Source organism: Streptomyces gobiensis, assembly GCF_021216675.1.
Taxonomy (GTDB): Bacteria; Actinomycetota; Actinomycetes; order Streptomycetales; family Streptomycetaceae; genus Streptomyces; species Streptomyces gobiensis.
The window spans coordinates 50,559-77,246 of sequence record NZ_CP086120.1 but is presented as its reverse complement, the minus strand read 5'-3'; the positions used below and the strand labels follow the sequence as shown (position 1 = coordinate 77,246).

21 protein-coding genes and 2 pseudogenes are annotated in these 26,688 nt (G+C 70.4%); 11 read left to right on the top strand and 12 right to left on the bottom strand.

Annotated features, from left to right (window positions below):
* The first annotated feature begins 274 nt into the window (after positions 1-274).
* Positions 275-1,447 carry an acyl-CoA dehydrogenase family protein gene (locus tag test1122_RS00380; protein ID WP_232267138.1) on the top strand — a complete coding sequence of 391 codons (1,173 nt, stop codon included), beginning with the start codon at positions 275-277 and terminating at the stop codon, positions 1,445-1,447.
* A 96-nt stretch (positions 1,448-1,543) separates the two neighbouring features.
* Here test1122_RS00380 and test1122_RS00375 read toward each other — a convergent pair whose 3' ends face one another.
* From test1122_RS00375 to test1122_RS00365, 3 genes are all read right to left on the bottom strand, one after another.
* On the bottom strand, positions 1,544-2,554 hold the full coding sequence (locus test1122_RS00375; RefSeq protein ID WP_232267137.1) for an SCO0930 family lipoprotein: 1,011 nt from the start codon (positions 2,552-2,554) through the stop codon (positions 1,544-1,546).
* Between the two features lie 176 nt (positions 2,555-2,730).
* Positions 2,731-4,257: an NADH-quinone oxidoreductase subunit NuoF family protein gene (locus test1122_RS00370; RefSeq protein ID WP_232267136.1), complete on the bottom strand. Its 1,527-nt coding sequence runs from the start codon at positions 4,255-4,257 to the stop codon at positions 2,731-2,733.
* Positions 4,254-4,925: a hypothetical protein gene (locus tag test1122_RS00365; protein ID WP_232267135.1), complete on the bottom strand. Its 672-nt coding sequence runs from the start codon at positions 4,923-4,925 to the stop codon at positions 4,254-4,256. Before test1122_RS00365 ends, test1122_RS00370 begins: the two co-directional genes overlap by 4 nt.
* A 697-nt stretch (positions 4,926-5,622) precedes the next feature.
* On the opposite strand from test1122_RS00365, the gene test1122_RS00360 reads away from it, so the two are divergent.
* Positions 5,623-6,492: a PucR family transcriptional regulator gene (locus test1122_RS00360; RefSeq protein WP_338423497.1), complete on the top strand. Its 870-nt coding sequence runs from the start codon at positions 5,623-5,625 to the stop codon at positions 6,490-6,492.
* 93 nt (positions 6,493-6,585) lie between these two features.
* On the opposite strand, the gene test1122_RS00355 is transcribed toward test1122_RS00360, so the two are convergent.
* Both test1122_RS00355 and test1122_RS00350 read right to left on the bottom strand, forming a co-directional pair.
* Positions 6,586-7,788, bottom strand: coding sequence for a DUF1996 domain-containing protein (locus tag test1122_RS00355; RefSeq protein ID WP_338423496.1), 1,203 nt, complete (start codon positions 7,786-7,788; stop codon positions 6,586-6,588).
* Between the two features lie 210 nt (positions 7,789-7,998).
* Complete coding sequence (locus test1122_RS00350; RefSeq protein WP_232267132.1) at positions 7,999-8,703, bottom strand: DUF4142 domain-containing protein; 705 nt, start codon at positions 8,701-8,703, stop codon at positions 7,999-8,001.
* Positions 8,704-8,970: 267 nt separating this feature from the next.
* Here test1122_RS00350 and test1122_RS00345 point away from each other — a divergent pair, with 267 nt between their 5' ends.
* Positions 8,971-10,137, top strand: coding sequence for an Rv3169 family protein (locus test1122_RS00345; protein ID WP_232267131.1), 1,167 nt, complete (start codon positions 8,971-8,973; stop codon positions 10,135-10,137).
* Positions 10,134-11,225 (top strand): phosphotransferase family protein, encoded by a 1,092-nt coding sequence (locus tag test1122_RS00340; protein ID WP_232267130.1) that lies wholly within the window; start codon positions 10,134-10,136, stop codon positions 11,223-11,225. The genes test1122_RS00345 and test1122_RS00340 overlap by 4 nt, the downstream gene beginning before the upstream one ends.
* A gap of 56 nt (positions 11,226-11,281) precedes the next feature.
* On the opposite strand, the gene test1122_RS00335 is transcribed toward test1122_RS00340, so the two are convergent.
* Positions 11,282-11,695: a hypothetical protein gene (locus test1122_RS00335; protein WP_232267129.1), complete on the bottom strand. Its 414-nt coding sequence runs from the start codon at positions 11,693-11,695 to the stop codon at positions 11,282-11,284.
* Between the two features lie 200 nt (positions 11,696-11,895).
* Here test1122_RS00335 and test1122_RS00330 point away from each other — a divergent pair, with 200 nt between their 5' ends.
* The 5 genes from test1122_RS00330 to fxsA all read left to right on the top strand — a co-directional run bounded on the left by test1122_RS00330 (position 11,896) and on the right by fxsA (position 17,634).
* The gene (locus tag test1122_RS00330; RefSeq protein ID WP_232267128.1) at positions 11,896-12,336 is read left to right on the top strand and encodes an Lrp/AsnC family transcriptional regulator; all 441 of its coding nucleotides are present in this window, start codon (positions 11,896-11,898) and stop codon (positions 12,334-12,336) included.
* A 44-nt stretch (positions 12,337-12,380) separates the two neighbouring features.
* Entirely contained in the window at positions 12,381-14,009 is a 1,629-nt protein-coding gene (locus test1122_RS00325; RefSeq protein ID WP_232267127.1) for an amidohydrolase, read from the top strand.
* Between the two features lie 545 nt (positions 14,010-14,554).
* Positions 14,555-16,294, top strand: coding sequence for an apolipoprotein N-acyltransferase (lnt, locus tag test1122_RS00320; RefSeq protein WP_232267126.1), 1,740 nt, complete (start codon positions 14,555-14,557; stop codon positions 16,292-16,294).
* Positions 16,291-17,058, top strand: coding sequence for a polyprenol monophosphomannose synthase (locus test1122_RS00315; protein ID WP_232267125.1), 768 nt, complete (start codon positions 16,291-16,293; stop codon positions 17,056-17,058). Before lnt ends, test1122_RS00315 begins: the two co-directional genes overlap by 4 nt.
* 3 nt (positions 17,059-17,061) lie before the next feature.
* Entirely contained in the window at positions 17,062-17,634 is a 573-nt protein-coding gene (gene fxsA, locus test1122_RS00310) for an FxsA family membrane protein (RefSeq protein ID WP_232267124.1), read from the top strand.
* A 118-nt stretch (positions 17,635-17,752) separates the two neighbouring features.
* Here the strand turns inward: fxsA and test1122_RS00305 are convergent, their stop codons facing one another.
* The 3 genes and pseudogenes from test1122_RS00305 to test1122_RS00295 form a co-directional block, all read right to left on the bottom strand.
* Positions 17,753-18,127, bottom strand: a complete 375-nt coding sequence (locus test1122_RS00305; RefSeq protein ID WP_232267123.1) for an RNA polymerase-binding protein RbpA — start codon at positions 18,125-18,127, stop codon at positions 17,753-17,755.
* Between the two features lie 255 nt (positions 18,128-18,382).
* Positions 18,383-19,734 (bottom strand): annotated as a pseudogene (locus test1122_RS00300) (MFS transporter).
* Between the two features lie 34 nt (positions 19,735-19,768).
* Positions 19,769-19,873 (bottom strand): annotated as a pseudogene (locus test1122_RS00295) (glycerophosphodiester phosphodiesterase); the annotation flags it as partial.
* 114 nt (positions 19,874-19,987) lie between these two features.
* Between test1122_RS00295 and test1122_RS00290 the strand changes: the two are divergent.
* A complete protein-coding gene (locus tag test1122_RS00290) occupies positions 19,988-21,490 on the top strand; it encodes an SCO1417 family PLP biosynthesis transcription factor (protein ID WP_232267122.1) in 1,503 nt (500 codons plus the stop codon).
* Positions 21,491-21,499: 9 nt separating this feature from the next.
* Here test1122_RS00290 and test1122_RS00285 read toward each other — a convergent pair whose 3' ends face one another.
* The 3 genes from test1122_RS00285 to test1122_RS00275 all read right to left on the bottom strand — a co-directional run bounded on the left by test1122_RS00285 (position 21,500) and on the right by test1122_RS00275 (position 23,657).
* The gene (locus test1122_RS00285) at positions 21,500-22,987 is read right to left on the bottom strand and encodes a hypothetical protein (RefSeq protein ID WP_232267121.1); all 1,488 of its coding nucleotides are present in this window, start codon (positions 22,985-22,987) and stop codon (positions 21,500-21,502) included.
* A gap of 21 nt (positions 22,988-23,008) precedes the next feature.
* Positions 23,009-23,203 (bottom strand): hypothetical protein, encoded by a 195-nt coding sequence (locus test1122_RS00280; RefSeq protein WP_232267120.1) that lies wholly within the window; start codon positions 23,201-23,203, stop codon positions 23,009-23,011.
* 277 nt (positions 23,204-23,480) lie between these two features.
* Positions 23,481-23,657, bottom strand: coding sequence for a hypothetical protein (locus tag test1122_RS00275; protein ID WP_232267119.1), 177 nt, complete (start codon positions 23,655-23,657; stop codon positions 23,481-23,483).
* A gap of 490 nt (positions 23,658-24,147) precedes the next feature.
* Between test1122_RS00275 and test1122_RS00270 the strand changes: the two genes are divergently transcribed.
* Complete coding sequence (locus tag test1122_RS00270; RefSeq protein WP_232267118.1) at positions 24,148-26,628, top strand: SpoIIE family protein phosphatase; 2,481 nt, start codon at positions 24,148-24,150, stop codon at positions 26,626-26,628.
* The last annotated feature ends 60 nt before the right edge of the window (positions 26,629-26,688 follow it).

Here is a 26,688-nt window from a genome sequence, read left to right as displayed (position 1 = left end):
GGTCTCTGCGGAAGCCGTCCCAGCGCACGGGGAAACACCAGGAGGACTAGACCAGTGCCTCAAGGGGTCGAACCGATTTCTCTCCAGTCCACGTCACAGCCATTGGCCCGTGACGGGGAGCGGCCGATCAGGCATACTCAATCCGCCACAGCCGCTGGTCAGCCGCCCTCGAGACCCGAGGAGGCAGCATCGGCTGGGTCAGTACATCCCGGCGGCGCCGCCACACCCCGAGCGCTCGTCGCCGCAGCGCCCGACAAGGGAGGAGAGCGCCGCGATGCCCGACTACGGCCCCCAGCCGGTGGACCGCCAGCTGCCCACGGAGGAAGCCAGAGATCTCCTGGCTCTCGTACGTGAAGTGGTCCAGGGCGAGATCAAGCCGACCGCGGCCGAGGAGGAGGAAGCCGGACGCTTCCCGCGTGAGATCTTCTCCCTGCTGTCTGAATCCGGACTGCTCGCCCTGCCCTACCCCGAGGAGTACGGCGGCGGTGACCAGCCCTACGAGGTCTATCTCCAGGTACTCGAAGAACTCGCCGCCGCCCGCCTCACCGTGGGCCTCGGCGTCAGCGTCCACACCCTGGCCTGTCATGCCCTGGCCGCGTTCGGCTCCAAGGAGCAGCAGGCCGAGCACCTTCCCGGCATGCTCGGCGGTGGCCTCCTCGGCGCGTACTGTCTCTCCGAACCGGCCTCCGGCTCCGATGCCGCCTCCATGCGCACCCGGGCCACCCGGGACGGCGATCACTGGGTCATCGAGGGCACCAAGGCCTGGATCACCCATGGCGGCATCGCCGACTTCTATACCGTCCTCGCCCGCACCGGAGGCCAGGGCGCCCGCGGTATCACCGCCTTTCTCGTCCCCGGCGACGCCGATGGGCTGACCGCCGCCCCGCCCGAACGCAAGATGGGCATGAAGGGCTCGCCCACCGCCCAACTCCACTTTGACGGTGTACGGGTCCCCGACTCCCGCCGTATCGGGGACGAGGGCCAGGGCTTCGCCGTCGCACTCGCGGCCCTCGACTCCGGGCGCCTGGGCATCGCCGCCTGCGGTATCGGTATCGCCCAGGCCGCCCTAGACGAGGCACTCGCCTACACCGCGGGCCGCGAGCAGTTCGGCCGCCCCATCGCCGACTTCCAGGGGCTGCGCTTCATGCTCGCCGATATGGCCACCCAGATCGAGGCCGGCCGGGCCCTCTACCTCGCCGCCGCCCGGCGACGGGACGCCGGACAGCCGTTCGGGCAGCAGGCGGCCATGGCCAAGCTCTTCTGTACCGACGCCGCCATGCGCGTCACCACCGACGCGGTCCAGCTGCTGGGTGGATACGGCTACACCGCCGACTTCCCCACCGAGCGCTATATGCGCGAGGCCAAAATGCTCCAGATCGTCGAAGGCACCAACCAGATTCAGCGGGTCGTCATCGCCCGCCAGCTCGCGGGCCCGGAATCACGCTGACAGCCCGGACGGGCGGTGGCCCGCACGCCACCGCCCGTCGCGGCACTGTCTGAGACTCTCCACCGCCCGCGCCTCCGCGCGCGAGATCGCGTGCCATCAGGATCCGGCAGCGCTGGCGGCCTTCCTGGCCTTCTTGCCCTCGGGCGTGACGGCGTGCCAGGTGCCGCCCACACCATGCCCGTTGGTGTCGCCGGGCTCCTCGTCGCCGGTGTACCAGTAGAGCGGCCAGCAGTCGATGGTCAGCTGCTTGGTGCCGTCGGGCCGGTTGAACTCGATGACATCCTTCGCAGCCACTCCGCTGACCGAGTTCTTGTCGACCATCTTGGCGGGCTTCCAGGTCTCCAGGCACGCGCCGGTGCAGTTGGACTTCATCGGCCAGGCGGAGTCCTTGTCGAAACGGTAGAGCGTCCTGCCCTGTGCGTCGGTCACGATCGAGCCGAGCTCCGGATCCTCGACGGCCGAGAGCTCAGCGCCGTTCCCGGCGGGCGCGCTCCCGCCCTCACCCTTGCCGTTGCCCTTGTCCTGTCCCTTGCCGCCTTCCGCCTTCCCCTTCTCGGCCTTGCCCCCATCGGCGGCCAGCGCGTGCCAGGTGCCGCCCACCCCATGCCCGTTGGTGTCCCCGGCCGCGTTGTCCTTGGCGTAGCGGTACACCGGCCAGCCGCCGAGCGTGAGCTGTGAGGTGCCGTCCGACCGCTCCACCTCGCCCAGCAGCTCCGAGTCAACTCCAGCGGCGGCCTTGGCGTCGTCCGCCGGTACGGCGGGCCATGCTGTGGCGCAGTCGCCTTCGCAGTTGGACTTGGGCGGCTCAGCGCTGTCCTTGTCGAAGCGGTAGAGCGTCAGCCCCGAGCTGTCGGTGACCACTTGACCCAGCTCCGGTACATCGCGCAGCGCCAGTGTCCCGGCCGCCTCGCCCTGCTGATCCTCGCTGGGCTGTGCGTTGTCGGCGCCATCCGAGCCGTAACCGGGGGCCAGCGATGAACTGTCGCCCGCGGGCTGCACGTCGCTCTTCTGCTCGGACGAGTCGCTACCGCCGCAGGCCGCTGTCAGCACCATGGCCGCCGCGACAACAACCGCACTGGCCGCCGCCGTATGACGCCGATTTTTCATGACCGCTCCTTCATTCGCCATCTACGGCGGTTCTTCCGCCGTTGTCGCTGAAATACGGAGGTCGGAGCAGTGGCGTTCAACCCATCGGGAGTTGTTACACGGTAACGACGGAGCACGACGAGGTGTGCACGACCGAGCGGTCAGGCCCGGTCAGGCCCGGGTCGTGCACCGGTCGTTCAGGAGCGAGAAGCGGACTCCTGGATCCGCAGGGCCAAGGCCGGGCAGCGGCGCACCGCGCGGAGCGCCTGCTGCCGCAGCCGTCCGGGCACATGTGCCACGGCCCGCTCGGGGTAGCCGTCCGGGCCGAGCTGGATCACATGGGGGACGATGTCGGCGCACAGCCCGTGCCCCTGGCACAGCGTCCAGTCCACGACCAGCCGCTCGGAGTCCTTGTCGCCGCCCGAGCCCGGGCCCGGGGGCAGCGCGAGCTGGGCGGCTGGCTCCACGGGCACGGGGAGTGCCCCGGTGACCGGCAGCCCGCAGTCCTGGCCGAGGGCGTGCTCCATGAAGTGCTCGGGGAACGCGTTCAGCGCCCCTTCCACAAAGCGGGAGGTGCCGTCGGGGTGGCTGCAGGCGCCGCGCCCGGTCACGGTGTTGATGCGCATCCGGATGGTGTCGAGCGCCGACCGGCCGCCGCCACGGGCGGCCCGTTCCAGAGCGTCGGCGAGCGCGGGCAGCCCCAGCACGCAGGGTCCGCACTGGCCGGCTGACTCCCGGGCCATCCAGCGGGCGACCCGTACCGTCTCGCCGACCGGGCAGGTGGTGCCGGGCAGCGGAAGTACCGCGCCCGCCCCCAGCCCGGAACCGGCGGCGGCCAGGGACTCCCGGGAGACGAGAGCCGACGAGGCGGCCTGCGGCGTCAGCCAGCCACCGTGGTAGCCGCCGGTCAGCACACCCTGCCCGGCGTCGGAGCCGCACAGCTGGAGGATGTACGGCAGCGGCACCCCGGTCGGTGTCTCGATCACCCGGGCTCCGGAGACGGTCAGCAGGACCGTGCCGGGCTCACTGGGCAGACCGGTCGCACGGTAGTCCAGGGCCCCCAGCCGGGCGGCGACGGCGAGCTGAGCGTAGGTCTCGGTGTTGGAGAACAGCGTGGGCAGGCCGCCCAGCCCGCTGTCGCTGGTGCGGATCTTGCGGCCCGAGGGCAGCGCGTTGCCCTGGTTCAATCCGTTGGTCATCGCCGTGCTCTCGCCGGTGACAAAGCGTTCGGGCAGCCGTGTCACCTGGATACGCGGCAGGCCGGGGCCGCGTTCCTCAATGGCGGCCCGTACCGAGCGCTCGACATCGACGCGGGTCACCCCCACGCGTACCTCTTCGGCGCCCAGTGCAACGGCGGACAGCACGGCTCCGTCCAGCACCAGATGCGGGACGTTCAGCAGCAGCGCGGTGTCCTTGAGACAGCTTGGCTCGCCCTCACTGCCGTTGACGACCACAGCTGTACGCCCGTCCCGGCGGCGGGCGGAATCGATCACGGACTGCAGCTTCCGGGCGAACGGGAAGCCCGCCCCGCCGCGTCCGCGCAGGTCGATGTTCTGGGCGAGCTCCACCAGCTCCTCGGCGCGCGGCATCGGCAGCGAACCGTGGACGGTCAGATGCGTGACCCGGTCCAGCCGCACCGCCTTGTCCAGCCCCGCCAGCAGCCGCGGGGGGCCGACGGAAGCGAGGGTGGGGACCGCGTCGTTCCTGGCCTGCTTGGCGTTCACCCGCGCATGCCCCCGGAGGAGCTGCGGCGCCGGACGGCGACCCGCGTCATGAGCGCGGCGGCGACCCCGAGCAGGCACAGGATGTACGCGGCGGTCACCCAACCACTCGCCGCCCGGCCCGCCTTCAGACCGTGCACCAGCGAGACCGCCCAGGCGGGATACGCGCACATATGCAGGGCGCGCCACCAGCGGGACCGCCCGGAGGTAGCGAAGACGCTGCGGACCGCACCGGTCAGCGCCACCGCCAGAAAAAGATACGCACCCACGGTGCCCAGACCGATCAGGACCGGTCGCGCCGGGTCAGCGAACGGCATGACGATCGCCGCCGCGCTCGCCTGGCTCTCGGCGACCTTCACGCAGATATGCAGTGCGAGGAACCCGAGGCCCGCGACGGCCAGCCCACGGTGCACGCCCTGGGCGAGCAGCCGGTGACTGGAGTCCAGCAGCAGCCGGTCGGTCGCGGCCAGTCCCCACAGCACGGTGGCGGTGAGCGAAACGAGCGCCAGCACACCGGCGCCGAAGTCAAGGAACTCCCATGTCCGCTGGAAGACCCCCGCACCACCCGCGACCAGCAGGGCCAGCAAGACCGTCAGACCCAGGCCGTGACGTACCCCGATGGGGCGGCCGCCGAAGAGGTGGATTCCGGCGCGCCGCCTGGAGATCCGCACCCGCCGCGTTCTGCGCGAGTGGTTGATCACCGGGGGCGGCGAAGGTGATGGTGCTGGTGGCGAGGGTGGAGATGACAGAGACAACAAAGCCTCCCGATCGGGCAGTTGCCGAACACCGGTCAAGCGCTCGGCATCGGTCGAAATTCGCAAAGCTCTGGTATCGGTGTGACCGGTAACGACCGGTGTCGCCGTCTCCACTTTGCGCGACCAAAGAGCGGTGGTCGGGGTGCAGAAGCATCGCTGAACTTCGCAAGATCTTCATAAGATTTATCGTGCTGTGACAAATTCCTGTACTGGCATCGCCGACGCGCTCCACAGCTGCGGATGATGCCCCTCCAGGCGGTCCGAGTCGCGCCCCTCATGCGACTCGGGCAGAGGCGCCCTCCATCCGGGAGGGCGCTGGAGGACCCTCAACTCCCGTGCTACTCAGGGGCTGGCGAGGGACGCAAACCTCCACGGGCCTGTCCTCCGCATGTCGGGCAGGCCCACCCCCGGCAGGAACGAGGTAAAGATGTCTGAACTGCTGAACCGCATCTGGCCGCGCCCCCGAGGTGAGTGGACGCGCGTTCTCAGAAAGGAACTCCCCACGATCGTCGACCAAGTGGTTGAGTCCCTGCAGCGTGGCATTCCGGAGTTTTCTCATGCTCCGGTAGAAATCAAGCGCGAAGATGCGAAGTGTGCCGTAGAACAAGCCCTGTTGAAAGCACTCGGCTACCAGCGGGCAACGGAGCGCGAGGAGAACCCGAAATCGCCCGTTGCCGCCGCGGTCCCCATTGACCGCGCACGCCGGCACCTCTTCGCGGCCCTCACCGGTGACCCCGGTGCCCCCGAGCTCTCCCTGGCCGAACTCGCCCGCGCCGCCCGGTGGCCGCTGCCCGAGACGGTGCGGGCCGTCGTTCTCGGCTCACCGGGCGAGGCCGCCCAGCTGGCGGCCGCGCTCGGAGACACCCTGGTCAGCCTGGCCGATGGCGAGACCTGCCTGATCGTCCCGGAACAGGGTGACGACACCCGTGGCACCCTGGAAGGTGTTCTGCGCGGCCGGACCGCCGCGATAGGCCACCCCGTACCGCTCAGTGACACCGTCTCCTCACTGCGTTGGGCGCGCCGCCTGCTCGCTCTCACCCCCGCGATCAGCGGCCTCGACACCCAGGTGGTCTTCGTTGACGACCACCTCACGATGCTTCTGCTGCTGCAGGATGAGTCCCTCACCCGGGCGCTGTCCTCCCGTTGGCTGAAGCCGCTGGATGAGCTGACACCGCGACAGAGCGAACGGCTCGAAGTGACCTTGCTGGCCTGGCTGGAGGGCGGGGGAGCCCCGGAGGCGGCCCGGACCCTGCAGGTGCATCCGCAGACCGTCCGGTACCGGCTGCGGCAGATCGAGAAGCTCTTCGGCTCCGCGTTAAGGGATCCACGCACCCGGTTTGAGCTGGAGATGACCCTGCGCGGCAGGCGGTTGCTGGCCCAGGCGCGGCGTCGCCAGACCAGGGCGTGCCGCAGGACCCGGACCGTCACAGCGGCTGTCAGCCCGCTGGGCGTCGCCAGGGAAGCCCGCGTGAACGGTCTCTGACCTCAGAGCGCCAGTGTCGGCACGGCGTCGGCACGGCGGGATGGCCCGGACCGGGCTTCGGTCCGGGCCGTCCCGCTGCCGTCTCCTGCTCGCTCAACGGCAGGTGCGGCCTTGGTTGATGCAGTTGACTGCCTTTTGCATGAGGCGTTCGGACATGACGTTGATGAAGTCGCTGTGGTCGGTGATGGGTTTGTGGAGCTGCTCGGGGAAGGAGTCGACGGCGAATCCGGGTCCGGGGGGCAGGTCGTAGGTGATGCGCTGGATCATCTGGGGGATGGGCTGGAAGCCGTTGTCGCAGGAGCCGTCGTCGTTGGCGAAGTCGACGTGGGTGCGGTGGTTGGCGCTGTCGGTGTTCTGGCCGTCCCAGCAGCTTTGGAAGCGGAAGGTGCGTACGAGCTGGCTGCCTTGGGGGCAGATGGGGTATTTGTCGGTGAGTTGGCGGTCTTCGAATCCGGTGCAGCTCCAGGAGGCGTTGGCGTTGTCGGTTCCGCCTGTGAAGGCTTTGGCGTCGCCGGTGATGATGCGCAGGAAGCGGGGCATGGCGACGACTTTGGAGCGGGGGTTGCCTTCGAAGGTGAGGTCGACGGTGGCGGGGGTCTGGATGGGGCCGATGTTGCCGTCCTTGCCGCCGCCGGCCTGGTTGGCGTCGCGTTCGTTCTGGCCGTTTTGCAGGCGCAGGACGGGCCAGTAGTAGGAGGACTGGTCTTCTTGGTTGGCGCAGGAGGTGTTGGCGCGGGCGAGGTCGCGGTCGCTGGCGAAGGCGTTGCTGTCCTGGTTGCCGACGTAGTCGTGGACGTGGTGGGCGCCGTTGCTGACGCCGGGGGCGGCGATGAGGTTGTCGGAGTTGAAGACGCCGTTCTCGTTCTTGCCGCACTCGGTGATGAACGTGCCGGTTGAGGCACCCCGCCGGTTCTGAGGCCGGGAGACATTGGGCCGCACCTGAGTGATATCGACGAAGTCCTCGGCAGCCGGACCACCCACCTGCTGCCGCCCATCACCCCCAGCCTGCCCATCGTCCTCAGCCGGCGCGGCGACACCGTCCTGGACCTCCCTCACATCGCAGGCACTCATCGACGCCAGACCGGCCGGGCGCTCGGACCACCGGCCGATGCTGTCCGCGATCCGGCCGATGGTCTCGCCGCGTCGCTGCTTCAGCCAGCCGAGTACGGTACGCCGGTCGGCCGTGCGTGCGCTGAGCACCTCGTACGCCGTGGCCACCTGGCTGTCCAGCCGCGTCAGCTCCCTGGCGACCTCAGTCCTGGAACCCTCCGGGACCTCCTTCAGCCAGTTGCCCACATCCGGGCACGCGATCGTTCCTGCCGCTGGCTCGTCACCTCCGCGGTGCCAAGGCACACTTCCGGAAGAGACGTTCGCGGAGACGAACGCGGCTCCGCCGCCCAGTATCAGCGCCGCGCTGAGCGCCATTACCGTACGTGCGGTGCGGGAACGTTTGTGTGTGCGACCCTGTCGTCTCATGAGCTGACGCCCCTTCATGCGTTCCGCCCTTCATTCGTTCCGCGCGGAGGACAGCGGCCGCGGGGTGGCGGTGCCCGGCGGGGAGGGCGGAGCGTCCCCAGCCATCGACTGGAAGTCGACGAGCCCGGTGTCCTCAAGCACGGTGATGTGGTCCAGGACGACGGCATTGGCCCGGCTGGCCAAAGACCGCACCATCGAGTTACGGGTCTGTGCCCGCACCAGCGCCACCAGGCTGAACACCTTCCCGTGTGCGCGCCGCAGCAGATTGGCGAACAGCCGGTCGTACTCATCCCCTTGGGCGGCGTTCATCTGGGAGAGCCATCCCTGCTGTTCTTCGGTGGGCTGGTTGGGCAGCGCGATACCGAGGGTCCGACCCACCTCGATGGCCCGCTCATCGAGCTCGGTGTGCCCCTCGATGAGGTGGTCCCCCGCGCGCCGGACCTCCTCCCGGCTGCTGCGCTCCTGGGCCTGACGCCCGGCGGGCAGCTCCCATGTCCCGGCGAGCCGTACCTTGCGGACGAAGTCCCGGTCGAGCGGGGTGAGCGGCCCGTGCGGCGTATTCACCGTCCCCTTGCCGTCGTCATCCCAGCCCTGGGAATTCGCCACGGAGTTGCCGCCGTCAAACATATGTACAGGCAAGAGCAGCGCCGTCAGGGTGGCCGCGAGGGCGCTGACGACGAGTACGGTGCCGAGCCCGCGCCCGGAGGCCATGGCCCTGCTGATGACGGACCGCATGTCGTTCTCCTCGGTGTGATGTGCCTCGGGACGCTAACGCCCCCGGTGGACGCTTTGCTGAAGGTTCATCACCCATGGACAAAGACCGGTTCACCACCCGGCACCACTGCTACGGTGCGGGGCCGGTCACTGTGCGGCCACTGCGGGGTCAATGACGAGCGCCCGGCTCTGGCTACCGCAGCCCTCCTGACGTACGGTCAGCACCGCCACCGGGACCGCGCCCCCGGGCGGCGCCGTACGCTCCACCCGCTGCCCAGGAGGCGCACCGTGGCCGTCGACCGCCCCGTTCCACTGGACGAATACCCCATACACCAAGCGCCGCTGTCCATGCGTCACACCGTCACCAGCGACCGCAACGTCTACGACCGGTGCATCTTCCACGTCCTCGACCACACCGGACGGGCCCTCCTGATCACCGGACTCGGCGTCTACCCCAACACCGGTGTCATCGACGCCTACGCCACCTTGCGCCTGGGCGACCGCCTGCTCGCCGTGCGCGCCTCCGACGCCCTCGGTGAGGACCGGATGAACCTCGCCGTAGGCCCCCTGCGCATCACCGTCGACCAGCCACTGCGCCGGCTGCGGATCCAGTGCGACCCCGATCCGGACGACCCCGGCTCCTTCTCCTGCGATCTCACCTGGCAGGCGGAATTCCCCGCCGTCTGGGAGCCCCATCACACCCAGCGCCGCGGCGACCGGCTCATCGTGGAGGGCCGCCGCTTTGTCCAGGCGGGCACCTGTACGGGGGTGATACGGGCCGATGGCGCCGACCTCCCCGTGACGCCGGGGGAGTGGACCGGCACCCGTGACCGCAGCTGGGGCGTACGTCCCATCCCCGGTGAGGACGGCGGTCGCGCCGCCGAGGAGACGCGCCCTGAGGGATTCCACTGGATCTGGTGCCCTGCCCGCTTTGACGACCGGTTCATCATGGTCATCATCCAGGAGGACGCGGACGGCTATCGCACCCTGAACGATGCCGTGCTCATCCGCGACGGCCACCCCGACACCCAGCTCGGCTGGCCCCAGGCGGATGTCCGCTACCGCCCCGGCACCCGGCACGCCGAGCACGCCGTCATCCATCTGACTGATCCCAGCCGTAAACCCCTTGAGCTCACCGCCGAACTTCTCACCTCCTCGCCACTGGCCATCGGCGCCGGATACCCGCCCGCCGAAGACTGGCAGCACGGCACCTGGCGGGGCCGCGGCTGGACCGACCGCCGCAGCTACCACCTCACCGGTCCCGCCGCCCGGCCCCAGCTGGCGCGAGCCGCCTTCGGTGTCACCGACCACGCCGCCCGCTTCACCCTCGACGGCCAAGTGGGCCACGGCATCTTCGAGCACGGCAGCTTCGGCCGCCACGACCCCAGCGGCTTCACCGGATACGCCGATACGGGCCCGGCGGCGCCACCGGCCGAGGGCGAGGACCGGCCATGAGCACCGCGCCCCGGCCCCGCACCACCACCCGCGACCCCGAGGAGCTCACCCAGCGCCTCAACCGATGGCTGGACAGCAGGCTCCCCGGCGCCCGTGCCACCGACCCCCGCGTTCCCGAAAGCAACGGCATGTCCAGTGAGACGGTGCTCTTCGGCCTGGACCACCCTGACGCCCCCGCAGCCGCCTGCGCCCTGCGGCTGGCCGCCGACCCGGCCGCGTACACCGTCTTCCCCCGCTACGACATGGCCCGCCAGTACCGCACCCTGCGCCTGGTCGCCGACCACACCGACATCCCCGTGCCCCGGACGCTGTGGCTTGAGGAGAACGAAGCCCCGCTCGGTGCCCCCTTCTTCGTCATGTCCCGCGCCGAAGGGCGTGTCCCGCCCGATGTCATGCCCTACACCTACGAGGGCAACTGGCTCCACTCAGCCACCGACGCCGAGCGTGACCGGCTGGAGGCCGCCACCGTCTCCGTCCTCGCCCGCCTCCACGACCAGGCTCCCGCCGCTCAAGCGGACTTCCTCGCCTTGCCCGGTCCCGGCACCCCGCTGCGCCGTCATATGGCGGCGCAGCGCGCCTACTACGCCTGGGTCGTTGCCGACCGCCCCCGCTCACCGCTCATCGAGCGCGCCTTCGGCTGGCTGGCGGACCACTGGCCCACCGACGCGGGCCCGGCCGTCCTCAGCTGGGGCGACGCCCGTATCGGCAACATCGTCTACAACGGCTTCGAACCCGCCGCCGTACTCGACTGGGAGATGGCCGCACTCGGCCCACGCGAGCTCGACCTGGCCTGGACCATCTATCTGCACCGCTTCTTCCAGGACCTGACCGAGTCCACCGGCCAGCGGGGGCTCCCGGACTTCCTGCGCCGCGGGACCGTCGAGCGCCGCTATGCCGGACTCACCGGCCACATCCCGCGCGACATGGACTTCTATACGCTCTACGCGGCCCTGCGGCATGCCATCGTCATGCTCCGCATCGCCTACCGGCAGATCCGCTTCGGCGAAGCCGAACCGCCGGCAGACCCGGATGACCTGATCATGAACCGGCCCGCCCTGGAGGCCATGCTGGACGGCCGCTACTGGTGAGGGTGAGCGGCGCACCGCCCGCCGGTCCGGAGCAGCACACCCCGCTCTCCGGGCGGCTACCGCCCTGCCCGGGCCCGCCTTAAGCGCTGGGCCTGCCGCGGCGCCCGCATCGGCCGGGTCCCGGGGCCGCCCGCGTGGGAGAACGGCTGCGTCCGCCAGTCCAGCCCCTCGGGCAGCGTCAACAGCGCTGCCGCACCGTGCTCCTGCGGTTCCCGTGAGGCCCCCTCGGGCTCGGCGTCATCCACCGCACGCCCCGAGCCCTGGCACACCCGCAGCCCGAACGGGTCCCACGGTGTCGGGCACAGCGCGTGCTCCGGCAGCACTTTCTCATCCGCCAGCAGCGCGATCGGCTGGGCGCAGTCCGGGCAGTTCACCCGGAAAATCTCCAAGGTCTCGTACGCCTCGATGGCTTCCACGGCATCTTCGGCATGTTCCGGGACACCGGTACGAAGCGACTTCACAGTGCGCATGTCATCCCCCTCGGGTGGAGCGGCCGGGCGCGGAGGCCTCGGCCACAGCAAGCACTTCCCGGCGTGCCACGCGCATAATCACCGCATCCCCGAGGACACGGGGGCATCGGTGTGGCTTTCGTCACACAACTGTCCAGGATCGGTCACCACGACGCCGCTCACTGTGCCGGAGTGCGCTGGGCACAGTAAGTTGATCTGCTGTGGAGGAGCTGGACAGACAGATCGTGGAATTGCTCGTCAAGGACGGGCGGATGAGCTACACCGACCTGGGCAAGGCCACCGGCCTGTCCACCTCGGCGGTGCACCAGCGCGTTCGCCGTCTGGAGCAGCGTGGCGTCATCAAGGGCTATGCGGCCATCGTCGACCCCGAATCCGTCGGCCTGCCGCTCACCGCTTTCATCTCGGTGAAGCCCTTTGACCCCAGCGCCCCCGACGACATCGCCGACCGGCTCGCCGAGGTTCCCGAGATCGAGGCCTGCCACAGCGTCGCCGGAGACGAGAACTACATCCTCAAGGTGCGCGTCGCCACCCCCATCGAGCTTGAGCACCTGCTCGCCCGTATCCGCTCCCTCTCCGGCGTCTCCACCCGCACCACCGTGGTCCTCTCCACCCCCTACGAGGCCCGCCCGCCCCGCGTCTGACCCCGCGCGGCGCTCTCCCGCGCACAGGCGGGAGACTGTCACCCATGAGCGACAGCACCGCCCCCCGCACCGTCCTGCTCCGCGGCGGCGAGGTTCACAGCCCCGCCGACCCCTTCGCCACCGCCATGGTCGTCGAGGGCGGCAGCATCGCCTGGATCGGCTCCGAGGGCGCGGCCGACTCCTTCGCCGACGGCGTGGACGAGACCATCGACCTCAACGGCGCCCTGGTCACCCCAGCCTTCACAGACGCACACGTGCACACCACCGCGACCGGCCTCGCGCTGACCGGCCTTGACCTCACCGGCGCCGCCACGCTTCCGGACGCGCTCGCCCGTATCCGCGCCCACGCCAGCACCCGCCCGGCCGACCGTGTCCTGCTCGGCCACGGCTGGGACGCCACCGCCTGGCCCGAACAGCGCCCTCCCTCCCGTACGGAGCTCGATGCGGCCGCCGGCGGCCGCCCGCTCTATCTCACCCGCGTCGATGTGCATTCGGCACTGGCCACCACCGCCCTGCTCGACCTCGTCCCCGGTATCCGTTCCCGCCCCGGCTACGCCCCCGACGGGCCGCTGACCGGCGACGCCCACCACGCCGTGCGCGCCGCCGCCCACGCCACCGTCACCCCCGCCCAGCGCACCGAGGCCCAGCGTGCCGCGCTGCGCCGCGCCGCCGAACTCGGCATCGGCTCCCTGCACGAGTGCGCCGGCCCCGGTATCTCCAGCGAGGACGACTTCACCGGACTGCTCCGGCTCGCCGCGGCGGAGCGCGGCCCGCGGGTCTTCGGCTACTGGGCCGAAGCGATCACGTCTGCAAAGGGCGCGGACCGTATCCGTGAGCTCGGCGCCATCGGAGCCGCGGGTGACCTCTTCGCCGACGGCTCCCTCGGCTCCCATACGGCCCATCTGCACACCCCCTACGCCGACGCCGACCACACCGGCACCGCACATATGGACACCGAAGCCGTCGCCGCCCATGCCGCCGCCTGCACCGAGGCCGGCCTCCAGGCCGGTTTCCACGCCATCGGCGACGCCGCCCTCACCGCCGTCGCCGACGGCGTACGAGCCGCCGCCGACCGGGTCGGCCCCGACCGCGTCCGCGCCCTGCGGCACCGGGTCGAGCACGCCGAGATGCTCACGGACACCACCATCGCCGCCTTCGCCGAACTGGCCCTCACCGCCTCCGTCCAGCCCGCCTTCGACGCCGCCTGGGGCGGTGAGAGCGGCATGTACGCCCAGCGCCTGGGCGTTGAGCGCGCCCGCACCCTCAACCCGTACGCGGCGCTCCTGCGCGCCGGCGTCCCCCTGGCCTTCGGCTCCGACAGCCCCGTCACCCCCCTCGACCCCTGGGGCACCATCCGGGCCGCCGCCTTCCACCGCACTTCCGAGCACCGGATCTCCGCCCGGGCCGCCTTCACCGCCCACACCCGGGGCGGCTGGCGGGCCATCGGCCGGGACGACGCGGGAGTGCTGGTGCCCGGAGCCCCGGCCGACTACGCGCTGTGGCGCACCGGAGAGCTGCTCGTCCAGGCCCCGGACACCCGCGTCGCGAACTGGTCCACCGACCCGCGTTCCGGCACGCCTGGCCTGCCTGATCTCACCCCGGGCGGCCAACTCCCCGTCTGTCTGCGGACGGTGGTGTCCGGACACACGGTCTACGCACGGCCGAACGAGTGATCTCCATGCCGCCATACCGCCGAAAAATGAGAGCTCGGCCTGTCGCCCTGCCTGCGCGCACTCCGCACTGACCTGGTGATTTGGCGAAAAACCCCAGGTCGAACGGGTGTTGACAGAAAGCCCGCGGAGACGGGTAGGTTCGGCCGGGTCCACCACAGGACGCCGACCGGGGAATCTCCGCGCAATCGTCGAACGCCGCTGGGCCATGGGTGGTGCGTCGCACCGGCACACCACCACTGGGAGCCAGGTCCAGCGCTCGCGGCACGGGGGCGGAAGGTTTCGGCTGGTCGGCAGGTGTGACCCGGGTAGGGGTCCGGATGCTCAGTAGACAACGGCTCTCGGTCGACCCGCAGCCAGCGGGTCCCAGGTCGGCCCGAAGGGCGCCGGGCCCCGATCCGCAGCGGCCCTCCCCGCTCGCGCACCCGCCAAGCGGCCGCGCCCACAGTGAGATCCGGCCCACTGCTTCAGCCACCCATGGCCCGCGATCGGCCATTCGCGTTGTACGGTCGCATTACGACCTCACGACCTGCAGGAAGGCCGCGACCGTGCCATCGGTCCCCCACACCGCCGCCGAAGCCGACTCCGGCGGACCGGCCGCCGAAGCACCGGAAAGCGGGGCCACACACGCTCCGAGCCGGGACACGGGCGCTGCTGATGCCCCGCCACCGGCGGGCGGCGCCCCGGACTCCGGCTCCCCGGCGGCACGCCCCGGCCGGGCCTCCCGCGCGCTGCGGCTCATCCGCCGGGAAGCCCCGCGTACCGCGCTGGCGGCCGCCGGGGGACTGGCTCTCGCCGCCGCCTTCCCGCCCTATGACCTGTGGCCGCTGTCCCTGCTGGCTGTCGCGGCGCTCAGCCTTCTCACCCGTGGCCGGTCCGCCCGTCAGGGCGCCTGGACCGGCTTCGTCCTCGGGCTGGCCTTCTTCACCGGACTGCTCAAGTGGCTCCATGTCATCGGCTGGGACGCGGTCATCGGCCTCTCCTTTCTCCAGGCCCTCTTCCTGGTGCCCCTCGGCGCGGGCCTGGCCGCCGTCTCCCGGCTGCCGCTGTGGCCACTGTGGGGAGCCTGCCTGTGGGTCGCCGAGGAATGGGCCCGGGACCGGGTCCCGTTCGGCGGCTTCCCCTGGGGCCGCCTCGCCTTCGCCAACACCGGCTCGCCCTTCACCCCGCTGGCCGCCCTGGGCGGTGCCCCGCTGGTCACCTTCGCGGTCGCCCTCACCGGCACCCTGCTGGCCGCCCTCTTCCTCACCGTCCGGCGGCTCCGCCACGCCCCCCGTACGGGCCTGCGGGCCGCGCTCCCGGCCATCGGTACCGCCGCCCTCGCCGCGGCCGTCACCGGCGCCGGATACGCCGTCCCCATCCCCACCACGGCTGACGACACCGTCGAGATCGCCGTCGTCCAGGGCAACGTCCAGCAGCCCGGCATGGACTTCCTCGGCCGCCCCATGATGATCCTCAACAACCATGTCGAGCCGACCCTGAAGCTCGCCGAGGACATCAAGGCGGGCCAGGCCAGACAGCCCGACCTCGTCATCTGGCCGGAGAACTCCTCCGACCTCGACCCGCACCGCTGGCCCGAGGCGAACGCAGCCATCGAGAAGGCCGTCCAGGCCATCGGCGTCCCCGTCCTCGTCGGCGCCCTCGTCGACCACCCCACCCAGGAGGGCTACGTCGAGAACCAGGGCATCGTCTGGGACCCCAGGACCGGCCCCGGCGCCGCCTACACCAAGCAGCACCCGGTGCCCTTCGGTGAGTACGTCCCCTTCCGGGAACAGCTCAGCAAGGTCATCACCCGCCTGGACCGCGTCCCCCGCGATTTCTGGCCCGGCGAGACCACCGGCGTCCTCCAGGTCGGCCCCGCCCGCCTCGGTGACGTCATCTGTTTTGAGGTCGCCTACGACGAGATCGTCCGCGACACCGTGAAGTCGGGCGCCCGCGCCCTGGTCATCCAGACCAACAACGCCACCTACGGCCGTACCGGACAGCCCGAACAGCAGCTCGCCATGTCCCGGCTGCGGGCCATGGAACACGGCCGCGCCATCGTCACCGCCGCCCCCAGCGGCATCAGCGCGATCGTCGCACCCGACGGCACCATCCAGCAGCGCACCGAGGAATTCACCCAGGACGTACTCACCGCGCGTCTTCCACTGCGCGATGACATCACCCTCGCCGACCGCGTCGGCCCGGCCCCGGAGTGGGCGCTCGCTATGGTGGGCGTTCTGTCCTGTGCCGCGGTCCGCATCGTCGGCCGACGAGGACGTTCGGACGAGAAGAGGCAGCAGCAGTGAAAGACGCCGGACAGCGACGCTACGGCCCGCTCGGCAAGGTCCTCGTGATCATTCCGACCTATAACGAGGCCGACAACATCCAGCCGATCGTCTCCCGGGTGCGCTCCGCCGTACCGGACGCGTACATCCTCGTCGCCGACGACAACAGCCCGGACGGCACCGGCAAGATCGCCGATGAACTGGCCGCCATCGACGATCATGTCCGGGTCCTGCACCGTCAGGGCAAAGAGGGGCTCGGCGCCGCCTACCTCGCCGGCTTCCGCTGGGGCATCGAGCACGGCTACGGCGTCCTGGTCGAGATGGACGCCGACGGCTCCCACCAGCCCGAGGAGCTTCCCAGGCTGCTCACCGCGCTCAAGGGCGCCGACCTCGTCCTCGGTTCCCGCTGGGTGCCCGGCGGCCGGGTCGTGAACTGGCCCAAGTCCCGCGAGCTCCTCTCCCGCGGCGGCAGCACCTACTCCCGCCTGCTGCTCGGCATCCCGATCCGCGATGTGACCGGCGGCTTCCGCGCCTTCCGCAAGGAGACCCTGGAGAGCCTGGGCATGGACCAGGTGGCCTCCCAGGGGTACTGCTTCCAAGTCGACCTCGCCAATCGCGCCGTCCGCGCCGGCCACCACGTCGTCGAGGTGCCCATCACCTTCGTCGAGCGTGAGCGCGGCGACAGCAAGATGAGCCGCGACATCGTCGCCGAGGCACTGTGGCGGGTCACCGCCTGGGGAGTGGGGTCCCGCTTCAGCAGAGCGCTGGGACGCAGGCACACTTGAGCCATGACGACCGGCGAACCGTACCCCTACGAGCCCCCGCCGCGGCAGTCCGGCTCCGGCGGCCCCGACGCCACGCCGCCGCCTCCACGCCGCTCCCTCACCCGCACCCTGGTGCCGCTGGGCGTGGCCGCCTGGGCGGTGCTGGAGATCTGGCTCCTCACCGTGGTGGCCGACACGGCGGGCGGACTGGCCGTCTTCGCCCTGATCATCGCCGGCTTTGTGCTCGGCGCCATCGCCATCAAGCGGGCCGGCCGCCGAGCCTGGCGCAATCTCGCTGAGAGCCTTCAGCACGGCACGCCGCACGAGGCCGCCCGCAGCTCCCGGAGATCCCGTGACAGCGGCGGCGGCAATGCCCTGGCGATGCTCGGCGGGCTGCTGCTCATGCTTCCCGGACTGGTCTCCGACGCGGTGGGGCTGCTGTGTCTCTTCCCGCCCAGCGCGGCGCTGCTGCGCCGTGTCACCGACCGTTATTTCGGCCAGGGGATGACGGAGCAGATCCGTATCCACCGGCCCGATGGCAAGGTCGTGCCGGGCGAGGTCATCCGCGATAAGGATAAAAAGGGCGAAAAGGATTAGACGGACGAGAAGAGAGACAAAAAGACAGAGAAACAGGAAGAAATAAAGAGAAAAAGAGAAATAGCGTGAGGGCTTGGAACGCCAGATGCGTTCCAAGCCCTCACGCCAGCAATGCCGCTTATGCGGACTTGCGGTTGTCCCGCGGATGCACGGCGATGTTCATGGCACCCGAGCGAAGGACCGCCAGCCGTTCGGCCAGCACTTCCTCAAGCTCTTCGCGGGTGCGCCGCTCCATGAGCATGTCCCAGTGCGTACGCGCGGGCTTGCCCTTCTTCTCTTCGGGGCCCTCGCCATCCACCAGCAGGGCCTGGGAGCCGCATACCTTGCACTCCCACTCCGGCGGAATCTCTGCCTCCACCGAGAACGGCATCTCAAACCGATGTCCGTTCTGGCATGCGTACTCCACCGCCTGGCGCGGGGCCAGGTCGATGCCGCGGTCGGTCTCGTAGCTGGTCACCACGAGTCGCGTGCCGCGTAGAGCTCGCTCACTCATGAATCGTGCCTCCCGGGCTTGTCGCCCACAGGACAGGTGTCGCTGTCGTCGTCATCCGGTCAACGTCCGGTCGGCGGTGAAGATTCCCGTAATGGGACATGCGTCGCCCGTCGTGCCGCCCCTTGTTGTACCCCCCGGTGCCCGCTTTGTCACATCTATTAGGAGATGTCACCCAGCGTTCGCGTATCTTTGGCGTGCAGTAACGGTCCATCCGGCGGGCCGAAGGCGTACACTACCGGGCTCACGGCCCAGGCCCTAAATCCGCCCCCGCACAGTGTTGCCCACCGCCTCCGCGGCCTGCCGCACAGGCACCCTCAGCAGCACCGCGAAACCCAGCCCGAAGAACACCACCAGCGAGATGATCGCGTCCCGATAGCTACCCGTCAGCTGGTACGTCACACCGAACAGCAGCGCTCCCAGCCAACTCGTCCCGCGATCGCTCACCTCATACAGCGAGAAGTACTCCGCCTCCTTCCCGCTCGGCACCAGCTGCGAGAACAGCGACCGCGACAGCGCCTGGGTACCGCCCAGCACCATGCCGATCGCGGCCGCCAACGCGAAGAACCACAGCGGCTCCCCGGCGGGCAGGAAATACGCCGCCCCCACCGTCACGGTCCAGGCCACCAGGGACCCCAGGATGGTCTGCTTGGCGCCATAGTGTCCGCCAGCCGACCCAGCAGCATCGCACCGCCCACGGCTACCACCTGCACCAGCAAGATCGCGCTGATCAGCGACGTCTGGTCCATTCCCAGCTCCTGCGAGCCGAAGACCGACGCCATCGCGATCACCGTCTGCACACCGTCGTTGTAGAGCAGATACGCCAGCAGGAACAGCAGCGTCAGCGGATACCGCCGCAGCTCGCGCAGGGTGCCCATCAGCTGCCGCCAGCCCCCGCCCAGCGAGACCCGGGCGCCGTGCAACTCACCGGGCCGCTCCCGCAGCCGCCGCAGCGGCGTGATCGTGAAGATCCCCCACCACAGCCCGGCCGACGCCAGACAGATCCGTACCGCCGTCCCCTCCGAGACCCCCAGCCCCTCGTGTCCCAAGAACAGCGCCAGGTTGGCGACCAGTACCAAAGCCCCCGCCGCATAGCCGAAGGCCTGTCCTGTCGACGACACCGCGTCCCGCTCCTCGGACACCGCGATCTGCGACAGAAAGGCGTTATAGACGACCACCGACGCCGCGTAGGCGACATTGGCCACGATCAGCAGCACGCCACCGAGCAGATAACGCTCCCCGTCCAGGAAGAACAGACCCGCCGTCGCGCCCGCCCCCAGATAGGCGAAGCCGCCCAGAATCGGTTTCTTGCGCCCCGTACGGTCCGCGATCGCTCCGGCCAGGGGCATCACCAGCACGGACAGCAGCACCGAGGCCGAGACCACATACGCGAAGTACGCCCCGTCCCGTACCGGAATCCCCAGCGGGTGCACATAGCCGTCCGCATCCGCGGCGGCCTTGGCGACTTCCGTCAGATACGGGCCCAGAAACACGGTGATGACGCTCGTGGAGAAGACCGAGATGGCCCACTCGTAGCAGTACCATCCGCGCTGCTCATATCTGCGCCCGGCCGCTCCATCGGCGGCCTCGCTCAGGACCTCCGCACCCACACACGCCCCCTGTGTCCCCGTTCAGATGCGGCGGTCAGGCCAGCCAGGCCCCGCGCTCGACCAGCACCTCACGCAGTGTCTCGATGTGATCGGTCATGATGCCATCCACTCCGAGATCCAGCAGCGCACGCATCTGGTCCGTGGCCGGTCGCCTCCGGGCGGCAGTGACCTGCCTGGCAGAAGCGGCCCGACCCATGACATCCTGGAGCTACACAGGCCAATTTCATGGCCAATCCCGGAAGGTGGACCGGAAATGACCCAGTGGACCTCAGCGGTAGGTGCCCCGCAGCTCGCCCGGCTCATTGGCTCGCAGCGCACCGCTGACGGCAACGGTGGCCGCCGGGTCCCGGCCTACCGTGCCCTCGCCGACGGTGTCCGCCTCCTCGTACTCGAAGGCCGTATCCCCGTCGCCGCCCGCCTCCCCGCCGAGCGTGAACTCGCCGCCGCCCTCGCCGTGAGCCGCACCACGGTCGCCGCCGCCTACGAGGCCCTGCGCACCGACGGCTTTCTGGAATCCCGCCGTGGCGCGGGCAGCTGGACCTCCGTCCCAGCCGGAAATCCGCTGCCCACCCGTGGCCTTGAACCCCTCCCGCCGGAGGCCACCGGCACCATGATCGACCTCGGCTGCGCCGCCCTGCCCGCCCCCGAACCCTGGCTCACCCGGGCCTTTCAGGGAGCGCTGGCCGACCTCCCCCCATACGCCCACACCCACGGCGACTACCCGGCCGGCCTTCCCGCCCTCCGTCAGGCCCTCGCCGACCGCTACACCGCCCGCGGCGTCCCCACCATGCCCGAACAGATCATGGTCACCACCGGTGCCATGGGCGCTGCCGCCGCCATCTGCCGTCTCATGGCCCCGCGCGGCGAACGCATCGCGGTCGATCACCCCTCATACGCCAACATCCTTCAGCTCATGCGCGATGCCGGCGCCCGCCTCGTCCCTGTCGCCATGGCCGATGGCCTGGCCGGGTGGGACCTGCCCGCCTGGCGCCAGACACTCCGTGCCGCCGCCCCCCGTATGGCCTATGTCGTCGCCGACTTCCACAACCCCACCGGGGCCCTGGCCACCGAGGACCAGCGCCGCGACCTGGTGGCCGCCGCCCGGGCCGCCGGTGCCGCCCTGGTCGTCGATGAGTCCATGGCCGACCTCGCCCTCGACCCCGCACTCGCCGCCGAACCGCCCCGCCCCGTAGCGGCCTTCGACCCCGGCGGCTCCACCGTTATCACCGTCGGTTCCGCCAGCAAGGCACTCTGGGCAGGCCTGCGCATTGGCTGGGTACGCGCCACTCCCGATGTGATCCGCAGCCTGATCGCCGCCCGCGCCCATGCCGACCTTGGCAGCCCCGTACTCGAACAGCTCGCCATCGCCTGGCTGATGGCCGCTGACGGCTGGGAAGAGGCCATCGCCATCCGCCGCGACCGCGCCCGGGAGAACCGCGACTCACTGGTCGCCGCCGTCCGCGAGCACCTGCCCGACTGGGAGTTCACCGTCCCGCACGGCGGCCTCACTCTCTGGGCCCGCACCGGTGGCCTGTCGGGGTCCCGCATCGCCGAGGCGGGAGAGCGGCTCGGCGTCCGCGTTCCCTCCGGCCCCCGCTTCGGCGTGGACGGCGCCTTCGAGGGCTATGTGCGGCTGCCCTTCACCGTCGCCGGACCGGTCGCCACCCAAGCCGCCACCCGGCTCGCGGCGGCCGCACGCCTGGTCGCCAGCGGCGCGGCCATCGAGGCCGAAGCCCCCCGCACCTTCGTCGCCTGAACCCGCTCCTCACTCCCGGACCGGCACCGGCCGCTCCGGCAGCAGCGCCAGCACGGCCGCCCGATGAGCCTCGCTGGCCGAATCGTCGTACGGGTCCGGGGTCACCGGCACCTGAAGCCGGTGCACCGGACCGGATCCCAGCCGGGCGTACCCCCGTCCCGGCGGCATCTGCTGCAGGGGAGTCGTATGCGGCGGCTCCCCGAGCACCGCCCGCGCCTGATCCGGCGTCGCGGGTCCCAGCACCACCCGGGCCCGCGTATACGCCCGGATGGCCTGGCCGAGACCGTCCGCCCCTTCGAACTGGTCCGCCAGCGCGACCGTCACCCGGGCGGCCCGGCCGTGCCGCAGCGCCACCTGCAACAGCTTCTGCGGATCCGGCCGCCCCTCAGTCAGCGCCAGATGGCTCAGTACGGCCGGCCGGTCGACCAGTACCCACAAGGGCCGATCGATATCCTCCGGCGCGGGGCGGCCCCCCTGCCGGGCCCGGTTGGCGGCCAGCAGCCGCCGCTCCGTCTCATGCGCCGCCCACTCCAGCGATGCCAGCGCGCCGACGAGCGTGGACTCCACCGACAGCACTCCCCGCCGTCCCGCCAGACAGGTGTACTCACCCGTTCCCGAGCCGTCGATCACCAGCACATCACCGTGCTGCAACGCCTGCAGTGCCACTGAACGCAGCAGCGTCGTCGTCCCCGACCCGGGCTGACCCAGGGCCAGCAAGTGCGGCTCGGTCGACCGTGGCCCTGTCCGCCACACCACCGGCGGGACATCCCGGGACTCCACACCGTCCGCCACCGGGACCGTCCGCTGCACGGCGTCCGAGTCGGTGAACCCCAGCACCATCTCCCCGGGCGCGGCGACAAAGCGCTGCGCGCAGATATCGGTGGGCAGCGGCGGCAGCGCCGTCACCTCAAGCTCGTTTTCCTCTTCGTCCCACTCGAACCGGTACTCCCGCCCCCGGCCCACCTTCGCGCAGAGCACCTGCTGAATCCGCATACGCGCCTCCGGCTCCCCATCCCGGAAATACGCCGGATACCTCAGCAGCAACCGCCCAAGCCTCCCGGAGGAAGTGAACTCATACGCCAGAAAGACGCGCTCCCAGGAACCGTCATGCGCGTAGAGGGGATATGGGCTGGTGTCCTCCGCCAGCGAGAAGTAGGGCACCAGCGCCTCGTACACCGCTTGCAGCCGGGCAGCCCGCTCCTCCGCCGGCTCGCCCTGGCGAGGTCCCCGCCCATGCCAGGCGGCAACCGCCAGCAGACCGCCGCCGGCGAGCAGCGGCCCGTGCGGCATCAGCCCCACGACCAGCGCACTCGCGGCCCCGAGAAACAGCGCGGGCCCGCGTCGCTCCCTCGGCGTACGTACCCACCACCGCTGCCCCGCACCGGCCAGCCGCCCCAAGCCTCTGATCACGACAATCAGCGGATACAGCACATCAACAACGTTGTCCGCGAGCGTGCATGCGATATCCCGCCCCTGGGCGAGTGGTCGCCGGACCACACCGACCTCCTGCTCTGGTGTCTAGAGCTTGATCCCACCCAGCAGACTGGCGAGGCTGGCGCTGCCCGCCTGGATGCTCGGCGCGATAGCGGTTCCCGCGAGATAGAAGCCGAAGAGTGCGCAGACGAAGGCGTGCGACAGCTTGAGCCCGTCTTTGCGGAAGAAGAGGAAGACGATCACTCCGAGCAGTACGACGCCGGAGATCGACAGGATCATGGGTGCTCCTGACGTGGCCGTGGTGCGATCACTGTGGGTCGTTCCAGCTTCACAGATGGTGCTCATGGTGCGAAAGTGGCAAACGGGTGATTTAACGCTGATCTCAGTGGAGCCCGCGTGGCAGGGTGGCCGCGCTCGGCGATGACGAGATGTCGCGGGGAAACCAGGCGCGCGGAAACCAGGCGCGCGGAAACGAGGCCGCGGAAACGAGCCGGGTCTTCCCCGCTCTCACCTCAGGGTGTCACCGCTGCCTGGTGCAGCGGCGACACCCTCGAGGTCAGTCCCCCGGTACTGGCGGGGGTTCGGCCTGGGTCGGGGGCTCTACGGTATGGAAGCACTGGCCGCAGACGTAGCCGCCATGCGGACCCTCGTAGACGACACTGCCGCAGTGCGCGCAGTGCATGGCGGGGGAGGGCAGCGTGCTGCTCATCCGGTCGTCCCGCAGTTGTTGCACGCCCAGCTTCCATCTGGCCCTTGGATCACTTCAGCTCCGCACTTCGTACAGTTCACCACGCCCCCTTTTCTTGGAGGCTCTCCCTGCATTCCGCATCACGGTAGCCGGGAAACCCGCGTCGCACAGCGCGCTGATGCGCCAGATTCCCCGTGGCGCCGTAGCCCTCGCTGGCTGATTGTGCCCCCGGGCAGGAGGGGCGCGGGCCACTCCATGGAATCGAACGCGTAGTCGAAGCGGGCTTCGGCGCGCCGATCGCCATGCGGCGGAGCATGCTGTTCATAGGGCGCGCGAGGGCCGTTCGCGGAAACGCAGAGAACGCAGAGAACGCAGAGAACGCAGAGAACGCAGAGAACAACGCCCGGTGCCGCCGGCCGTACCGTGCGGCCTTCTCCCGCCCGCGTTCGGCCAGGGAGGTCAAGGCGAGCAGATGGGTGAGGACACGCCGGAGACAGGGGCCGCAGCACACGCTGCTTCAGATGCCGGTGGGCATATGGACGCGCTCGGGCAGCGGGGGCAGCAGCGCCCCAGGGGCGGGGCCGCTTCCGGAGAGCTGTCGCGGATCCTCGCCAAAGGCCTGGTCAAGGCGGTAAGAGCCGCTGGCGGCTATGGCGGGGGCGTCTTCATACGCTCGCGAGACGGCCGCTCGCTCGTACTGGCCTCGCTGGCGGGTGTGCCCCGTTCGCTGCTGCGGTCCTGGTGGCGTATCCCGGTCTCGGGCGGGTTCCCGGCCGCCACGGCGTATCGCACGGCGCGCAGTGTCTATCTGACCGACGCGGGGGAAAGGATGCGCCGCTTCCCCCAGTTCGCCACCATCCTGCCCTATCCGTTCGCTTACCTGTGCTCCCCGATCCGCGCCGGGAATGAGACGGTCGGAGTGGTCTTCATCCTGCGGGTTGCCTCCAAGGGAGCGGACTTGACGGTCACCGAGCGCCGTCGGCTGCGTGGCGTCGTCAACCGGCTCGGCGCCGCCCTGGCCGCGTATGCCGCCCAAGGGCGTTCCCTCGAACACCAAGGCGACCCGGTGGCCGTCCGGTTGCCGACCGATGCCGGGACCCCCGTCCGTATCGGCCTGTTCGACTGGGAGCTGACAACAGGGCTGATCGCCGCCGATGATGAGACATGCGCGATCTTCGGGATCGATCCCGCGGCATGCGACGGCACGGTGGCCCAGCTGACCGCCCGGGTGGTCGCCGACGATGTGCATGAGCTTCAGGCCTGTGCCCGTGACGCCGCGGACAACGGGCGGGTGCTCGGCCGCCGGTTCCGGGTGCTCGATGGCGAGGGCAGACCTCGCCCGGTGGAGTTGTGGGGTCGCTTGCCGGAAGGCCAGGCGACCGGGGCCCGGCGTCATCTGGTGGGGGCGGTCGTAGATCTTGAGCAGGGTGTCACGGCCGCTGAGGCTTCCGAGCGTCTGCCGGACGGCGTCTTCTCCCTCGACCAGGACGGCAGGCTCACCTACGCCAATCACCGTCTGGAGATGCTGCTGGGCATCGAACGGGAGAACGTCCTGGGCCGCCACCCGTGGGAATTCCTGCCCTGGCTCTCCGACCCCGCCTACGAGGACCGTTACCGAGCCGCGATGCTCTCCCAGGAACCGACCTCCTTTGTGGTCCGGGGCCCGGCCGAGCGCTGGCTGGCCTTCTTTCTCTACCCGGATGTGCACGGCCTGACCGGTACCGTCGTGCCCACCCAGCCGCCCGAGGAGGAAGAGCCGACCGCGCTGAGAACGCCCGCCCAGCCACCGCCGGCACTCGCCCGGCCCGGCGCTCTCTACCATGTGGTCCATATGGCCAGCGTGCTGACCAAGGCGGTCACGGTCCGTGAGGTATGCGATGTCGTGGCCGACCAGCTCCTGCCCGCGTTCGGCGGCCACCAACTGGCCATCTATATGGTCCGGGAACGGCGTATGTTCCTGGCCCGGCAGCTGGGCTACCCCGAGGGCTTCCTCAACCAGTTCGAGGGCGTACCGCTGGACGCGCCACTGCCCGGAGTGCAGGCGCTCACCCATGGCGCCCCGATGTTCTTCGACTCCCCGCAGCAGCTGTCTGCCGCCTACCCGGGCATTCCGCTGGACCACATGGGCTCGTGGGCGTTCTTGCCGCTGATCGCGTCCGGCCGCCAGGTCGGCTCCTGCATTCTCGGCTTCGCAGCCTCGCGCACCTTCTCCGCCGGAGACCGAGCGGCGCTGACCGCCCTGGGCGGCCTCGTCGCCCAGGCACTGGAACGCGCCCGGCTCTACGACGCCGAGTTCACCCTTGCCCGCGGGCTGCAGCACGGTCTCCTCCCGCACCGGCTGCCGGACATCGACGGGGTGGTGACCGTCGGCCGCTATCTCCCCGGCACCCAGGGCATGGAGATCGGCGGAGACTGGTATGACGTGATCGCGACCGGCCGGGGCGTCGCGCTGGCCATCGGCGACGTTGAGGGGCACAACGTCGCGGCGGCCGCCATCATGGGCCAACTGCGCAGCGCGGTCTCGGCCCTGGCCACCAGCGGCCTGCCCCCGGACGAGGTGGTGGCCCGCACCAACCACCTCCTCGCCGAGCTCGACCCGGGGCTCTTCGCCACCTGCTGCTATGTCGAGATCTCCCCGGCCACCGGCCACGCGCAGGCCGTACGGGCCGGCCACCCGCCGCCGCTGCTGCGCCACCCGGACGGGCACACCGAGGCCCTGGACCTGGCCGGCGGAACCCTGCTGGGCGTCGACCCTGAGGCCGAATATCCCGTGACACGGCTGAACCTGCCGCCGGGCTCGGTCCTGGCCCTCTACACCGACGGCCTGGTGGAGCAGCCCGGCCGCGACATCGACCACGGTATCGACGTCATACGCTCCCGCCTCGCCCACAGCGCGGCGACCTCGCTGCAGGAGATGGCCGACCGGCTCGTCCAGGAGGCCCGGCGCACCCCGGACCGCCCCGATGACGTAGCCCTGCTGCTGATGGCGTACACACCACGCGGCGATGGCCCATGACGGCCCGTCCCGCGGCACGGCGGGCGGCAGTGTGCCGCTTCCGGTCCTGGCATCGAAGCC

Coding starts and splice junctions, on each gene's coding strand:
- test1122_RS00380 (WP_232267138.1), top strand. CDS start 275: ATGCCCGACTACGGCCCCCAGCCGGTGGACCGCCAGCTGCCCACGGAG.
- test1122_RS00375 (WP_232267137.1), bottom strand. CDS start 2,554: ATGAAAAATCGGCGTCATACGGCGGCGGCCAGTGCGGTTGTTGTCGCG.
- test1122_RS00350 (WP_232267132.1), bottom strand. CDS start 8,703: ATGCGGTCCGTCATCAGCAGGGCCATGGCCTCCGGGCGCGGGCTCGGC.
- test1122_RS00340 (WP_232267130.1), top strand. CDS start 10,134: ATGAGCACCGCGCCCCGGCCCCGCACCACCACCCGCGACCCCGAGGAG.
- test1122_RS00335 (WP_232267129.1), bottom strand. CDS start 11,695: ATGCGCACTGTGAAGTCGCTTCGTACCGGTGTCCCGGAACATGCCGAA.
- test1122_RS00325 (WP_232267127.1), top strand. CDS start 12,381: ATGAGCGACAGCACCGCCCCCCGCACCGTCCTGCTCCGCGGCGGCGAG.
- fxsA (WP_232267124.1), top strand. CDS start 17,062: ATGACGACCGGCGAACCGTACCCCTACGAGCCCCCGCCGCGGCAGTCC.
- test1122_RS00305 (WP_232267123.1), bottom strand. CDS start 18,127: ATGAGTGAGCGAGCTCTACGCGGCACGCGACTCGTGGTGACCAGCTAC.
- test1122_RS00290 (WP_232267122.1), top strand. CDS start 19,988: ATGACCCAGTGGACCTCAGCGGTAGGTGCCCCGCAGCTCGCCCGGCTC.
- test1122_RS00280 (WP_232267120.1), bottom strand. CDS start 23,203: ATGATCCTGTCGATCTCCGGCGTCGTACTGCTCGGAGTGATCGTCTTC.
- test1122_RS00270 (WP_232267118.1), top strand. CDS start 24,148: ATGGACGCGCTCGGGCAGCGGGGGCAGCAGCGCCCCAGGGGCGGGGCC.